The organism is Geodermatophilus sp. TF02-6, from assembly GCF_003319115.1.
Taxonomy (GTDB): domain Bacteria; phylum Actinomycetota; class Actinomycetes; order Mycobacteriales; family Geodermatophilaceae; genus Geodermatophilus.
The window spans coordinates 31,645-45,700 of record NZ_QOHF01000002.1; the positions used below are offsets into that span (position 1 = coordinate 31,645).

Annotated in this window: 14 protein-coding genes; 9 read left to right on the forward strand and 5 right to left on the reverse strand. The window is 76.2% G+C overall.

Features of this window, described 5'->3' with window-relative positions; genetic code table 11:
- The first annotated feature begins 20 nt into the window (after window positions 1-20).
- Window positions 21-368 carry a YciI family protein gene (locus tag DQ238_RS02205; RefSeq protein WP_113779685.1) on the forward strand — a complete coding sequence of 116 codons (348 nt, stop codon included), beginning with the start codon at window positions 21-23 and terminating at the stop codon, window positions 366-368.
- A gap of 17 nt (window positions 369-385) precedes the next feature.
- Window positions 386-1,606 carry an RNA polymerase sigma factor gene (locus tag DQ238_RS02210; protein WP_233495642.1) on the forward strand — a complete coding sequence of 407 codons (1,221 nt, stop codon included), beginning with the start codon at window positions 386-388 and terminating at the stop codon, window positions 1,604-1,606.
- Window positions 1,607-1,684: 78 nt separating this feature from the next.
- Here DQ238_RS02210 and arfB read toward each other — a convergent pair whose 3' ends face one another.
- Entirely contained in the window at window positions 1,685-2,125 is a 441-nt protein-coding gene (arfB, locus tag DQ238_RS02215) for an alternative ribosome rescue aminoacyl-tRNA hydrolase ArfB (protein ID WP_113779687.1), read from the reverse strand.
- Between the two features lie 17 nt (window positions 2,126-2,142).
- On the reverse strand, window positions 2,143-2,658 hold the full coding sequence (gene yidD, locus DQ238_RS23460; protein ID WP_233495643.1) for a membrane protein insertion efficiency factor YidD: 516 nt from the start codon (window positions 2,656-2,658) through the stop codon (window positions 2,143-2,145).
- Between the two features lie 78 nt (window positions 2,659-2,736).
- Between yidD and mmuM the strand changes: the two genes are divergently transcribed.
- Complete coding sequence (gene mmuM / locus DQ238_RS02225; RefSeq protein WP_113779688.1) at window positions 2,737-3,639, forward strand: homocysteine S-methyltransferase; 903 nt, start codon at window positions 2,737-2,739, stop codon at window positions 3,637-3,639.
- Window positions 3,640-3,749: 110 nt separating this feature from the next.
- On the opposite strand, the gene DQ238_RS02230 is transcribed toward mmuM, so the two are convergent.
- Window positions 3,750-4,607, reverse strand: a complete 858-nt coding sequence (locus DQ238_RS02230; protein WP_113779689.1) for a glucose 1-dehydrogenase — start codon at window positions 4,605-4,607, stop codon at window positions 3,750-3,752.
- Between the two features lie 226 nt (window positions 4,608-4,833).
- Here DQ238_RS02230 and DQ238_RS02235 point away from each other — a divergent pair, with 226 nt between their 5' ends.
- From DQ238_RS02235 to DQ238_RS02260, 6 genes are all read left to right on the forward strand, one after another.
- On the forward strand, window positions 4,834-5,718 hold the full coding sequence (locus DQ238_RS02235; protein WP_113779690.1) for an alpha/beta fold hydrolase: 885 nt from the start codon (window positions 4,834-4,836) through the stop codon (window positions 5,716-5,718).
- Window positions 5,719-5,782: 64 nt separating this feature from the next.
- Window positions 5,783-6,391, forward strand: a complete 609-nt coding sequence (locus DQ238_RS02240; RefSeq protein WP_113779691.1) for a TetR/AcrR family transcriptional regulator — start codon at window positions 5,783-5,785, stop codon at window positions 6,389-6,391.
- A gap of 92 nt (window positions 6,392-6,483) precedes the next feature.
- Window positions 6,484-9,030, forward strand: coding sequence for an RNA helicase (locus DQ238_RS02245; RefSeq protein WP_233495644.1), 2,547 nt, complete (start codon window positions 6,484-6,486; stop codon window positions 9,028-9,030).
- 167 nt (window positions 9,031-9,197) lie between these two features.
- Entirely contained in the window at window positions 9,198-9,977 is a 780-nt protein-coding gene (locus DQ238_RS02250; protein ID WP_113779692.1) for a sulfite exporter TauE/SafE family protein, read from the forward strand.
- Between the two features lie 54 nt (window positions 9,978-10,031).
- Window positions 10,032-10,781 carry a hypothetical protein gene (locus DQ238_RS02255; RefSeq protein ID WP_113779693.1) on the forward strand — a complete coding sequence of 250 codons (750 nt, stop codon included), beginning with the start codon at window positions 10,032-10,034 and terminating at the stop codon, window positions 10,779-10,781.
- Window positions 10,778-11,545: a sulfite exporter TauE/SafE family protein gene (locus DQ238_RS02260; protein ID WP_113779694.1), complete on the forward strand. Its 768-nt coding sequence runs from the start codon at window positions 10,778-10,780 to the stop codon at window positions 11,543-11,545. Before DQ238_RS02255 ends, DQ238_RS02260 begins: the two co-directional genes overlap by 4 nt.
- A gap of 83 nt (window positions 11,546-11,628) precedes the next feature.
- Here DQ238_RS02260 and DQ238_RS02265 read toward each other — a convergent pair whose 3' ends face one another.
- Both DQ238_RS02265 and DQ238_RS02270 read right to left on the reverse strand, forming a co-directional pair.
- Entirely contained in the window at window positions 11,629-12,231 is a 603-nt protein-coding gene (locus tag DQ238_RS02265) for a hypothetical protein (protein WP_199506089.1), read from the reverse strand.
- 110 nt (window positions 12,232-12,341) lie between these two features.
- Entirely contained in the window at window positions 12,342-13,865 is a 1,524-nt protein-coding gene (locus tag DQ238_RS02270; RefSeq protein WP_233495645.1) for an MFS transporter, read from the reverse strand.
- Between the last annotated feature and the right edge of the window lie 191 nt (window positions 13,866-14,056).

The following is a 14,056-nucleotide window of genomic DNA, read 5'->3' on the forward strand; positions in this document are numbered from 1 at the left end:
GAGGGACCGAGGAGGACCAGATGGCCCTGTACCTGCTCGCGATGCACCAGCCCGTCGGCCCGGCTCCGGAGCCGGCGGTGTTGCAGCAGGTGATGGCCGACCTCGACGCGCTGCGCGAGGAGATGCAGGCCGCCGGCGCCTGGGTGTTCGCCGGTGGCCTGCACGACCCCGACGCGTCGACCGTCCTGCGACCGGCGGACGGCGACGTCCTGGTGACCGACGGGCCCTACGTCGAGGCCGAGGAACACCTCGGCGGGTTCACGATCGTCGACGTCCCGGACCTCGACGCCGCCCTCGCGTGGGGCCGGCGGACGGCCCTGGCCAGCACACTGCCCATCGAGGTGCGGCCGTTCCGGGAGCGCTCCTGACCGTGCCCGGCGTCTGCGTGCCCGACGTGGAAGCGGTCTTCCGCGAGTCCTACGGGCGGGCGGTCGCCGTCCTGACCCGCCTCCTCGGCGACATCGACGCCGCCGAGGAGGCGGTGCAGGAGGCCTTCCTCACCGCGGTGCGGCGCTGGCCGGTCGACGGCGTGCCGCCCAGCCCGGCCGGGTGGATCGTCACCACCGCCCGCAACCGGGCGATCGACCGGCTGCGCCGCGAGTCCACCCGGGCCGACCGGCACCGCGCCATGCTCCTCCTGTACCCGGCGCTGCTGCACGACACGGCCCTCCTGTCCGACCCCGGACCGCCGCCCGAGGAGGGCGCCGTGCGCGACGACCGGCTGCGCCTGCTGTTCACCTGCTGCCACCCCGCCCTGGCCCCGGCCACCCGGGTCGCGCTGACCCTGCGGCTGGTCGGCGGGCTCACCACGGCCGAGATCGCGCACGCGTTCCTCGTGCCCGAGGCGACGATGGCCCAGCGGCTGGTGCGGGCCAAGGCCAAGATCCGCGCCGCGCGCATCCCCTACCGGGTGCCGGCCGAGGCCGACCTGCCCGACCGGCTCTCCGCCGTCCTCGCCGTCGTCTACCTGGTCTCCACCGAGGGGCACACGGCCAGCTCCGGCGAGCGGCTGCTGCGCACCGACCTGTCCGCGGAGGCGATCCGCCTCGGCCGGGAGCTGGCCGAGCTGATGCCCGACGAGCCGGAGGTGGTAGGCCTGCTCGCGCTGGTGCTGCTGGTCGACTCCCGCCGCGCCGCCCGGGTCGCACCGGACGGCGACCTGGTGCCGCTGCCCGAGCAGGACCGCCGGCTGTGGGACGCCGCGTTGGTCGCCGAGGGGCAGCAGCTGGTGCGCCGCTGCCTGCGCCGGGGCGCACCCGGGCCGTACCAGGTGCAGGCGGCGATCCAGGCCGTGCACAGCGACCCCCCGACCGACCGGCGGCAGGTGCTCGCACTCTACGACCTGCTGCCGCCCACGCCGGTGGTGGCGCTCAACCGGGCGGTCGCGGTGGCCGAGGTCGACGGGCCGGCGGCGGCGCTGGCGCTCGTCGAACGGCTCGACCTGCCGCGCTCCCACCTGCTGCCCGCCGTCCGGGCCGACCTGCTGCGTCGGCTGGGCCGCCACGCCGAGGCGACGGCCGCCTACGACGCGGCGATCGCCCTGGCCGGCAACGCTGCCGAGCGGGCCTTCCTGGTGCGCCGGCGGGCCGGAGCGGCGGGCGCCTGACGCGGCCCGTCTGTCCTCCGGGAGGGTCGTGCTCTGCCCACCGTGGTGGGCAGAGCACGACCCTCCCGGGAGGAGGAGTCAGTCCCAGCGGCGGCGGGAGCGCTTGAGCTCGCCGCGCTGCTTCTTGGCTTGGATGCGCCGCTCCTGCGACCCGCGCGTGGGCTTCGTGCGCCGGCGCGCAGCAGGCGGCGGGGCCAGCGCAGCGCGCAGGACGGCGGCCAGCCGCTCGCGGGCGGCCTGCCGGTTGCGCAGCTGCTGGCGGTGCTCGCTCGCGGTCACGGTCAGGACGCCGTCCACCAGCCGGCCGGCCAGGCGCTGGGCCAGCCGCTGCCGCTGGGCGTCGGTGAGGCCGGGCAGCTCCAGCGGGGTGACGGAGAGCTCCACCCGCGAGTCGGCGGTGTTGACGCCCTGCCCGCCGGGGCCGGAGGAGCGGGAGAACCGCCAACCCAGCGCGGCCGCCGGCACGACGAGCGACCTGGTGACCGGCAGGTCCCCGGTGGCGTCGTCGGCGGTCGGCACGGTGCCCGGTCCGGCGGTCAGGCCGCGGCCGGCACAGGGTCGGCGCCGCCGGCCGCGCCGGGCCGGCAGCGGGTCAGCCGGCGCAGCGTGAGCCAGCCGCCGCGGCCGGCGCCGTGCCGCTCGAGCGCCTCGACGGCGTAGGCCGAGCAGGTGGGCTCGAAGCGGCAGCACGGCGGACGCCGCGGGCTGACCTCGCGCTGGTAGACGCGGACGGCGGCGACCAGCCGGTCCCGGAGCGGCGTGCCGCCCCGCCCGGTGCCGGCGGCGTGCACGTGGCGGGCCGTCATGGGCACCAGGAACAGCCCGTCGACGCCGCAGCCGATCGCGTTGGCCAGGCAGCAGCCGGTGTTGAGGAACAGCAGGTTGCGCAGGCACGAGGAATCACGGTCGTACCCGCCGCGGTAGCGCCGTCCGTAGCCCGGCGGCGGGCCGAAGCCGTACCCGTAGCGGCGGCCGTAGCCGTAGCCGGTGCCGCGCCACGGGCCGCGCCGGCGCCGGCGCGGGCTCCAGCCGCTGATCCAGACGAAGACCATGCGGACGATCCTCCGGGCACCCGGCGGCTGCCGCAGGCCGAGCGACCGGCGCCCGGTCGGCGGAGGACGATCGGGGCCGTGCCGGACACTCCCCTCTCCGCGGCACTGGCCGCCGGGCCGGTCCTCCTCGACGGCGGCCTGGCCACCGAGCTCGAGGTGCAGGGGCACGACCTGTCCTCGGCGCTGTGGTCGGCACGGCTGCTGCGCGACCCCCCGGAGGCGGTCGTGGCCGCGCACGCCGCCTTCGCCGCCGCCGGTGCGCAGGTGGTGACCACGGCCAGCTACCAGGCCTCGGTCGAGGGGTTCGCCGCGGCAGGCGTGGGCGCCGCGGAGGCGCGCCGGCTCATCGCCTCCTCCGTGCAGCTGGCCCGCCGTGGGGCGCCAGGTGCGTGGGTGGCCGGGTCGGTCGGGCCGTACGGGGCGGTGCTGGCCGACGGCTCGGAGTACACCGGGGACTACTGCGCCCGGATGTCGGTCGCCGAGCTGCGCGCCTTCCACCGGCCCCGGATGCAGCTGTTGGCCGCGGCCGGCGCCGACGTCCTGGCCTGCGAGACCGTGCCCGCAGCAGTGGAGGCCGAGGCGCTCGTGGCCGAGGCCGACGCACTGGGCGTGCCGGTGTGGCTCTCGCTGACCACGGTGGTGGACGACGACGGCGTCGTCCGCACCCGCCGCGGCGAGCGGGCCGAGGCGGTGTTCGCCCTGGCCGCCGGCGTCGACGCGGTGGTCGCGGTCGGGGTGAACTGCACCGCGCCGTCCGCGGTCGGGCCGTCGCTGGCGGTCGCGGCGTCGGCGGACACGCCGCTGGTGGCCTACCCCAACAGCGGCGAGGGCTGGGACGCCGCGGCCCGCCGCTGGACCGGCGTCCCGGGGGTGGCGCCGGACGCCGTCCCGCCGTGGGTGGCCGCGGGTGCCCGCCTGGTCGGTGGCTGCTGCCGGGTGCGCCCGGCCCACATCGCCGGGATCGCCGCCGCGCTCGGATGATCAGCCCGGCTGGTCGTCGCGCGTCCTGGCTCACCGTCGACGGTGAGCCAGGACGCGCCACGGTGAGCCAGGACGCAGAGAGGTGAGCTCAGCTGATCATCCCGGGGTCCTCAGAGGATGGGGTTGCCGCCGGTGACCGCGATGCGGGCGCCGGAGACGTAGGACGCCTCGTCGCTGGCCAGCAGCACGTACACCGGCGCCAGCTCGGCCGGCTGGGCGGCGCGGCCCAGCGGGACCTGCTGGCCGAAGCTCTCCACCTTCTCCTCGGGCATGGTGGAGGGGATCAGCGGCGTCCACACCGGGCCCGGGGCGACGCTGTTGGCCCGGATGCCCTTCTCGGCCAACAGCTGGGCGAGGCTGGCGGTGAAGTTGGCGATGCCGGCCTTGGTCATCGCGTAGGGCGCCAGCGTGGGGCTGGGCATGTCGGAGTTCACCGACGACGAGTTGATGATCGAGCCGCCCTCCGGCATGTGCGGGACGGCGTCCTTGCACAGGACGAACATCGCGGTCAGGTTGGTCGCCAGGGTGTGGTCCCACTCCTCGTCGGAGACCTCGTCCAGCGACTCGTGGTTCATCTGGAACGCGGCGTTGTTGACCAGGACGTCGACCCGGCCGAACTCCTCGACCGCCTTGGGGATGACCGTGTGCGCGTGCGCCTTGTCGGACAGGTCGCCGGCGACCAGCACGCACTTGCGGCCGGCCTGCTCGACGTACTTGGCGGTGTCCTTGGCGTCCTCGTGCTCGTTGAGGTAGGCGATGAGGACGTCGGCGCCCTCGCGGGCGAAGGCGATCGCGACGGCGCGGCCGATGCCGCTGTCGCCGCCGGTGATGACCGCCGCCTTGCCGGTGAGCTTCCCCGAGCCGCGGTAGCTCTGCTCACCGTGGTCGGGCTTGGGGGTCATCTCCCCGAGCGTGCCGGGGACCTCCTGGGACTGGGCGGGCTGCGACTCGGGACGGGGTTCGGACACGGGTCGTCCACCTCTCTGCTCGTCGGCGGCAGCACCCGGGCGCTCTGCTCGCGCCCGCGGCCGCCGTCGGGACGGCCGTGCGGTGCTGCGTGGCCCTCCGCCTACCCCGGTCGATGCCGGGTGGAACCCGGGCCGGCGGCCTTGACGACACACGTGTGGATACGGTTGTATCCGAGCCTGTGGAGGGTCGTCCCACCCCGCAGCCCGCCTCCGCCGGGGAGGACCCGTGACCACCATCGACCGGCCCTCGGCCTTCTCCGGCTTCTCCGGCGACCGCGCCCGGCGGCGCCTGCTCGCCGCCTACGACCGGGCCGTCGACCGGCTCTGGCCGGTGCCCGTGGACGCCCAGGACGTGCCGACCTCGCTCGGCACCGTGCGCGTGTACCGCGCCGGCCCGGGCGGCGACGACCCCGTGGTGCTGCTCGCGGGTGCCGGCGGCAACGCGCTGTCCTGGTACCGGCACGTGGGCCCGCTGGCCGAGCGGCGGCCGGTGCTCGCGGTCGACCCGCTGGGCGAGCCGGGGCGGTCGGAGGCGGCGGCGCCGATCGCCGACGGGGACGACGTCGCCCGCTGGCTGCTGGAGGTGCTCGCCGCGGTCGGGGCGCGGCGGGCCCACCTGGTGGGGTCGTCGTTCGGCGGGTGGGCGGCGCTGGTCGCCCAGCGGCGGGACGTCGAGAGCCGGATCGCCGCGCTGACGCTGGTCGACCCGGCCGGGTTCGCCTCCCTGGACCGGCAGTTCCTCCGCTGGGTGGTGCTCGGCGGCCTGGCGGCCCTGCTGCCGGCCGCGCTGCGCCGCCGGGCGGCCCGCCGGCTGGTCAACGGCACCCTGCTCGAGGCCGAGCTGCTCGCGCTGGGGGTAGCCGGCCGCGGCTTCCGGCGCCGGCTGCCGACCCCGCCGGTGCTGACCGACGCGGAGCTCGCCGCGGTGCAGGTGCCCACCCGGCTGCTGCTCGGGGCCCGCAGCACGCTGCACGACTCCGCCGCGGTCGCCGAGCGGGTGGCCCGGGTGGCGCCGTCCTGGTCGGTGGAGGTGGTCCCGGACACCGGCCACGCGCTTCCCCTCGAGGCGCCGGAGCTGGTCGTCGCCCGCGTGCTCGGCGACGGCGGCTGAGACCCGGGGCCTGCGCACCCGACAGGATGGACGGCGCACCGACGCAGCCGACGAGGGAGGCGCCGTGCCCCGGCAGGTCGACCACGGCCAGCGCCGTGCCGAGCTGACCGCCGCCCTGCTGCGGATCGCCGCCACCCGCGGCCTGCAGGCGGGAACGATGCGGGAGGTCGCGGCGGAGGCCGGGGTGTCGCTGCGCGTGGTCCAGTACTACTTCACCGACAAGGCCACCCTGCTCACCGCGGGGCTGGCCGAGCTGGCCGGCCGGCTCGACCGCCGGGTGCGGGAACGGGCGGCCACCGCGGGCGCCGGGCTACCGGTGCGGACCGTCTTCGAGGTCGTGCTGGGCAGCATCCTGCCCAGCGACGACGGCAGCCGGGCCGACTCCCTGGCCTGGGCCGCCTACTACGCCGTCGCCCTCACCGACCCGGCGCTGGGCGCGGGCGGCCGGGACCACCCGGCCGCCCTGGAGGGCTGGCTGACCGCGCGGCTGCAGCGGGCCCAGGCCGAGGGCGACGCACCGCAGGACCTCGACGCCCGCACCGAGGTGGTGCTGCTGCTGGCGCTGGTCAACGGCCTCACCGCCGGCGTGCTGGGCCGGCAGCGCGGCGCGGACGACGCCCTACGGGTGCTGCGCCACCAGCTGGACCGCGTGCTCGGCCCGGCCGCCGGCTGACCTCGGCGGGGCCGAGCCGGCTGACCTCAGCGGAGCCGAGCCGAACCGCCTCACGGGGAAGCAGAACGGCGTCCGGCACGCTGTTGTCCACGATGACCGCGATCGCCCCTCCTCTGCTCGACGACTCCACCGACCTCACCGCCCTGCGCGCTCGGGGCGCCGACCCCGATGAGCTGTTCACCACCTTCGCCGCCTGGGCCGAGGCGAACGGCACCGTGCTGTACCCGGCGCAGGAGGAGGCGCTGATCGAGCTGGTCAGCGGCGCCAACGTCGTCCTGGCCACGCCGACCGGGTCGGGCAAGTCGCTGGTGGCCACCGGCGCGCAGTACGCCGCGCTGGCGGCCGGACGGCGCAGCTGGTACACCGCGCCGATCAAGGCGCTGGTCAGCGAGAAGTTCTTCGCCCTCTGCGGCGTCTTCGGCGCGGAGAACGTCGGCATGCTCACCGGCGACGCCGCGGTCAACCGGGATGCGCCGATCATCGCGTGCACCGCCGAGGTGCTGGCCAACATCGCGCTGCGGGAGGGGGCGGACGCCGACGTCGGCCTGGTGGTCATGGACGAGTTCCACTTCTACGGCGACCCCGACCGCGGCTGGGCGTGGCAGGTGCCGCTGCTGGAGCTGCCGAAGGCGCAGTTCCTGCTGATGAGCGCCACCCTCGGCGACACGACGTGGCTGCGCGAGGACCTCACCCGCCGCACCGGCCGGCCCACCGCCCTGGTGGCCTCCGCCGAGCGCCCGGTGCCGCTGCACCACTACTACGCGACGACGCCGGTGCACGAGACGATCCAGGAGCTGCTGGACACCCGGCAGGCGCCGGTCTACGTCGTGCACTTCACCCAGGCCTCGGCGCTGGAGCGCGCCCAGGCGCTGATGAGCGTCAACGTGTGCACGCGCGAGGAGAAGGCCGCGATCGCCGAGGTGATCGGCGGCTTCCGGTTCACCTCGGCGTTCGGCGCCACGCTGTCGCGGCTGGTGCGCCACGGAATCGGCGTGCACCACGCCGGGATGCTGCCCAAGTACCGGCGGCTGGTGGAGCAGCTGGCCCAGGCCGGCCTGCTCAAGGTCATCTGCGGCACCGACACCCTCGGCGTCGGCATCAACGTGCCGATCCGCACCGTCGTGTTCTCCGCGCTGTCCAAGTACGACGGCACCCGCACCCGCCTGCTGTCCGCCCGCGAGTTCCACCAGATCGCCGGGCGGGCCGGGCGCGCGGGCTTCGACACCGCCGGCACCGTCGTCGTCCAGGCGCCGGAGCACGAGGTGGAGAACCTCCGGCAGTTCGCCAAGGTCGCCGACGACCCGAGGAAGCGGCGCAAGCTGGTGCGCAAGAAGGCGCCCGAGGGCATGGTGCCCTGGTCCAGGGCGACCATGGACCGGCTGGTCGCCGCCGACCCCGAGCCGCTGACCAGCCACTTCCGGGTGACGACGGCGATGGTGCTCGACGTCGTCGACCGCCCCGGCGACCCGTTCGTCGCCATGCGGCGGCTGCTCACCGACAACCACGAACCGCGCAGGCGGCAGCTCGCGCACATCCGGGAGGCGATCGGCATCGCCCGGTCGCTGCTGCAGGCCGGCGTCCTGCAACGGCTCGAGGAGCCCGAGCCCGACGGCCGCCGCTACCGGCTGACCGTCGACCTGCCGCCGGACTTCGCGCTCAACCAGCCGCTGTCGACCTTCGCGCTGGCCGCCATCGAGCTGCTCGACCCGGCGAGCGACACCCACGCCCTCGACGTGGTGAGCGTCGTCGAGGCCACCCTCGACGACCCGCGGCAGGTCCTGACCGCCCAGCTCTCCAAGGCCAGGGCCGAGGCGGTCGCCCAGATGAAGGCCGAGGGCATCGAGTACGAGGAGCGCATGGAGCTGCTCGAGCAGGTGGGCTACCCGAAGCCGCTGGAGGAGCTGCTGTCGCACGCGTTCGAGGTGTACGTGCGCAGCAACCCGTGGGCGGCCGACGCGCAGCTGTCGCCGAAGTCCGTCGTCCGGGAGCTGTGGGAGAACGCCTACACCTTCCGCGAGCTGGTGAACGCCTACGGGCTGACCCGCGCCGAGGGGGCGGTGCTGCGCTACCTGTCCGACGCCTACAAGGCGCTGCGCTCCGGCGTCCCCGCCGCCGCGCGCACCGAGGAGGTCACCGACCTCGTCGAGTGGCTCGGCGAGCTGGTGCGGCAGGTGGACTCCTCGCTGCTCGACGAGTGGGAGCAGCTGACCTCGCCCGACCAGCCGCTGGACGAGCCGGTCGCCGTCCCGGTGCGGCCGCGACCGCTCACCGGCAACGAGCGGGCGTTCACCGCGATGGTGCGCAACGCGCTGTTCCGCCGCGTGGAGCTGTTCGCCCGCCGGCGCTGGTACGACCTCGGCGAGCTCGACCGCGCCTCCGGCTGGGACGCCGACCGTTGGGGCGAGGTCGTGCAGGCCTACTTCGCCGAGCACGGGTCGCTGGACACGGGTGCCGACGCCCGCGGCCCGGCGCTGCTCGTCTGGGACCGGGGCACCCCCGGCGTCTGGCGGGTGCGGCAGATCCTCGACGACCCGGCCGGCGACCACGACTGGGGCTTCGACGTCGAGGTCGACCTCGCTGCCTCCGACGAGGAGGGGCACGTCGTCCTGCGCGTGGTCGACGCGGGCCGGAGAGACTGATCGGAGGACCCCCTGCTCCCACCGTGGAAGGACCCCGCACTCCCTCGGAGTTGATCATGGGGTTGTCGTCGACGACACGGGAGGACGCGCCGTGGACGCCGGCAACGAGCCCATGATCGACGAGACGGGGCGGGGAGTGACCGCGTGACGGGGCGGGGAGTGACCGCGTGACCGGGTGGGAGGTGCTCGCGGTCGCCGCGGCGGGGCTGGCCGCCGGCGGCATCAACGCCGTCGTCGGCTCGGGCACGCTGGTCACCTTCCCGGTGCTGCTGGCCGTGGGGCTGCCGCCGGTGACCGCGACGATCAGCAACTCCCTCGGCCTGGTGCCGGGCAACCTCGCGGGCGCGTTCGGCTACCGGCGGGAGCTGTCCGGTCAGCGCGGGCTGCTGCTGCGGCTGCTGCCGGCGTCGGTGCTGGGCGCGATCACCGGCTCCTTCCTGCTGCTGCACCTGCCCGCTCGGGCCTTCGAGGTGGTCGTGCCGGTCCTGGTCGGGCTGGCGGTGGTGCTGGTCGCCGTCCAGCCGGTGCTGCAGCGGGAGCTGGCCCGGCGGCGGCCGGCCACCGCCCCGCCGGCGCGGATCGGTCCGGGCCGGTGGGCCGGGCTGGTCGCCGGCGCGTACGCGACCGGCAGCTACGGCGGCTACTTCGCGGCCAGCCAGGGCGTGCTGCAGGTCGGCGTCTTCGGCCTGCTGCTGCGCGAGTCGCTGCAGCGGCTCAACGCGCTGAAGAACGTGCTGACGCTGGCGGTCAACGCGGTGGCCGCCGGCGCGTACGTCGTCGTGGCCGGCGACCGTGTCGACTGGCGGGCCGCCGGGCTGGTCGCGGCGGGTTCGCTGCTCGGCGGGTACGTCGGCGCGCGGTCGGGCCGGCGGCTGCCGTCGGGGGTCCTCCGGGCCGCGATCGTGGTGCTCGGCTGCGTCGCGGTCGGCGTCCTGCTCACCCGGTGACATGGGCCGCGGTCCGGGGTCGATGCCGTGCGCGCCGGGGAGCAAGCTGGGGCCATGACGACGAGGCGAGCAGCCGAACGGTTCGACCACGCGCTCGGGACCTCTCCGCCCGAGCTGACCGGCGCGGGGTTGCTGCCCTCCCGCCTGGCGCGGGCCTGCGCCCTCGCCCTGACCGTGGACGGCGCCGGGCTGAGCCTGCACGTCGGCGCGCTGCGGACGCCGATCGGCGCGAGCGACGAGGTCACCGGGTACGCCGAGCGCCTGCAGTTCACCCTGGGCGACGGCCCCTGCCTGCGGGCCTACGACGACGGCGCGACGATCGCCTTCGACCCGGACGACATCGAGCGCAACTGGCCCGGGCTGTGGGCCTCGCTGCTCACCGACACCCCGTTCCGGGCCGTGCTGTCGGTGCCCCTGCCGCCGCCGATGGGGCCGCTGGTGGTCCTCGACCTCTACGTGCGCGACCCCGCCGCGCTGGTGCTCCTGGACCGCGCCGAGGTCGAGGCCGTGGCCAGCTGCACCACCCACGAGCTGGCGGTGACCGTGACCGGGCCGGAGTTCCCCGACGACGGCAGCGGCTGGCTGGACGGGCCGGACGCGCGGCGTCGCGCGCAGGTCTGGCAGGCCATGGGGCTGGTCGGCATCGCCTTCGACCTCGACGGCCCCGACGCGATCGCCACCATGCAGGCCGCCGCGCTGGCCTCGGGCCGCGTGGTGGACGACATCGCCGAGGACATCGTGACCGGGCGGCTCACGCCCCAGGACCTGCCGGCCGCGCCCGTCCACGAAGACGGCGCCGGGTGACGCCGCTGCAGTTCCTCCTCCTGGTCGCAGCAGGTGTCGGCGCGGGGCTGACCGGCAGCATCGCCGGGCTCGCGTCGCTGATCAGCTACCCCGCCCTCCTGGCCTCCGGCATCCCCCCGGTCACGGCCAACGTGACCAACACCGTGGCGCTGGTGCTCAACAGCGTGGGCTCGGTGAGCGCCTCGCGGCCGGAGCTCTCGGGGCAGGGCCGCCGGCTGCTGCGGCTGTCGGCCGGGGCGCTGCTCGGCGGCGCGGCCGGCGCCGCGCTGCTGCTGCTCACGCCGTCGGGTGCCTTCGAGCGGATCGTGCCCTGGATGATCGCCGGCGCCTCGGTCGCGCTGCTGGTGCAGCGGCCGCCCCGTGACCTGGCCGCGGCCGGCGCACGGGCGCACCCGTCGCACCGGGACCCGTGGTGGCTGCCCCTGGCCACCTCCGCCATCGCCGTGTACGGCGGCTACTTCGGCGCCGCGGCGGGGGTCATGATGCTGGCGCTGTTCCTGCTGGTCACCGGCGAGGGGCTGGCCCGGGGCAACGCGCTGAAGAACCTGGTGCTCGGCCTGGCCAACGCTGTCGCGGCCGCAGCGTTCGTGGTGCTGACCCCGGTCGCCTGGTCGGCGGCGCTGCCGCTGGCCGTCGGGTTGTTCGTCGGCGGCCGGCTGGGTCCGCCGGTGGTGCGCCGCGCCCCCCAGGCCGCGCTGCGCCGGGTCATCGCCGTCGCCGGGCTGGGGCTGGCGGCGCACTTGGCGGTGCAGGCCTACGGCTGAGGGCCCGGACGCCGCGCGGCGCCCGCGCGGTGCCCAGCCGGCTGCCAGCTCGTCCAGCCGCCGCACAGGTGCCGGGGTGCGTCTCAGCTGACGTACGCGGCGAGGAAGAGGACGAACGCGCTGGCCAGCAGCAGCAGCCGGGCGGGGGTGAGGCCGTTGACGAGGTTGGCCGTCGCCTCGACCCAGGCCGGGCGGACACCGGCCTCCCGGGCGCCGCGGCGCACCAGTCGCACCTCGTCGGCCAGGAGCGCGCCGGAGGCGCCGAGCATGGCCAGCCCGACGGTGAGGAAGACCAGCGACAGGCGCTCGGAGAACGCCTCGGCGACCCCACCCAGCAGGAGCGTGACGACCAGGCCGGCCAGCAGCCCGGCCACCGCGCCGGCGACCGGCGCCCACGGGCCCATCCGGGTGAGCGGGCTCGGCCGGCGGGGGCCGACCCGGGACCGGCTCGGCACCGGTCCGGTCGGCTGGTGCCCCTCGGCGGACCCCGCCCGGGCGGTCGGGGCGATCCCGGCCGGCGGCGCCTCGGCCGTCTGCGGAGGCGCCGGTGGCGCGCCGACCGGGGTGGGACCGGTGGCGTGGTGCCCACCGGTTCCGGAGGTGGCGCCGGCGGGGGTCGCGCCGGTGGGCGGGACGGGCGGCAGCTCGGTGGTCGACGGGGACGGGGTGCGTGGCGCCTCGGGCATCGCCACCCACGCTAGGCGACCGGCCGACACTTCCCGGGACGTCGACGTGTCGACATGCCGACCCACCGGTCGGACGGGTCGCCGTCGGCCAGACGTCGGACGAGGCGGGGTCAGAAGTGGGCGGCGCGCCGGTGGTCGTGTTCGTCGACCTCGTCGTGATCGGGAGGTCGGTCCCGCCGGAGGTCGACGACGGCGAGGACGAGCGCCGCCCCGGCTCCGGCCACCGCCACGGCGAGCCCGGCCGCGGCCGCGGTGGGGAAGTCGCGGTCGGTGTCGGCGAGGACGACGTAGAAGAGGCCGGGCAGGGCCGCGGTGCCGATCGCGGCGCCGAAGCGCTGCGCCGTCTGCAGCCCGCCCCCGGCCGCCCCGGCCATCCGGACCGGCACGTTGCTCAGGGTCATCGTGACGTTCGGGGAGATGACGAAGCCGCCGCCGATGCCGCCGACGAGCAGGGCCGGCGCGACGGCCCAGCCGGCCGTCCCGGCGGGGACCAGCAGCAGGACGACGGCGGTCGCACCCAGGCCGGCCATGACCGCGGCCAGCCCGAACACCGTCAGGGCCCGGCCGTACCGCTCGACCAGCCGTCCCGCCACCACCGCCGCCGTCGCCGAGCCCAGGGCGAACGGCGTCACCGCCAGGCCCGACTGCAGCGGCGAGTAGCCCAGGCCGGTCTGGAAGAACAGCGCGAACACCAGCCACACGCCGCTGAAGCCGACGAAGTACACGGTGGCCAGCGCGGCGCCGATCGCGTAGCCGCGGGTCTCGGTGACCAGCCGGGGGTCGAAGACCGGCTCGCCACCGCGGCGGACCACCCGCCGCTCCCAGGCGACGAACCCGGCCAGCACCAGCACCCCGACCGGGAACAGCCACCACAGCCGGGTGAGCCCGCCGGACTCGGCCTGCACCAACGGGTAGAGCACGGCCAGCGCCCCGGCGCCGAGGAGCAGCACCCCGCCGACGTCGAGACCTCCGCGCCGGCCGGTGCCGCCGCGGGGCAGCAGCCGCCAGGCCAGCACGAAGGCGACCACGCCGATCGGGACGTTGACGTAGAAGATCCACCGCCAGCCACCCGGCCCCTCGGCCAGCCGGAGGATGAGCCCGCCGACGACCGGCCCGACCGCGGTGGAGATGCCGACCGTGGCGCCGAACAACCCGAACGCCCGCCCGCGCTCCCCGCCGCGGAACAGCTGCTGGATCAGGCCGGAGTTCTGCGGCGCCAGGCAGCCCGCGGCCAGCCCCTGCGCCAGCCGGGCGGCGACCAGCCACCCCACGGTCGGTGCCGCGCCGGCCCCCGCGCTGCACAGCACGAAAGCCAGGAGCCCGACGAGGAACATCCGGCGCCGGCCGAGGGCGTCACCGAGCCGCCCGGCGGGGACGAGCGCGAGCGCGAAGGTCAGCGCGTACCCGGAGACGACCCACTGGACCGAGGCCGGGGACGCCGCCAGGTCCTGCTGCATCGACGGCAGCGCCACCGAGACGATGCTGACGTCGAGCAGGCTCATGAAGCCGACGACCAACGTCACCGACAGCGCCCGCCAGCGCCTCGGGTCCGGCCCGGCCGGGTCCTGCCTGCGACCGGAGCCCTCGGAGTGGCCGGTGCGGTCCAGCTGGTCCAGGTCGTGCCGGGTCGTCACGGGCGCCTCCGGGAAGCCGTGGAGGCGCCCGGGTGCGCCCTCCGTGCCCTCGATTCTGCGCCGCGGACGGCGGGGCCGCCGTCCCCGCGCCGGCTTGGTGCGTCACCTCCCTCCGTGGAGTTGATCACGGGGTTGTTGCCAGAAGACCCGCCGGCCCTCTGCAGGGTCCCGCCGCGGCCCCGTCCGGAGGC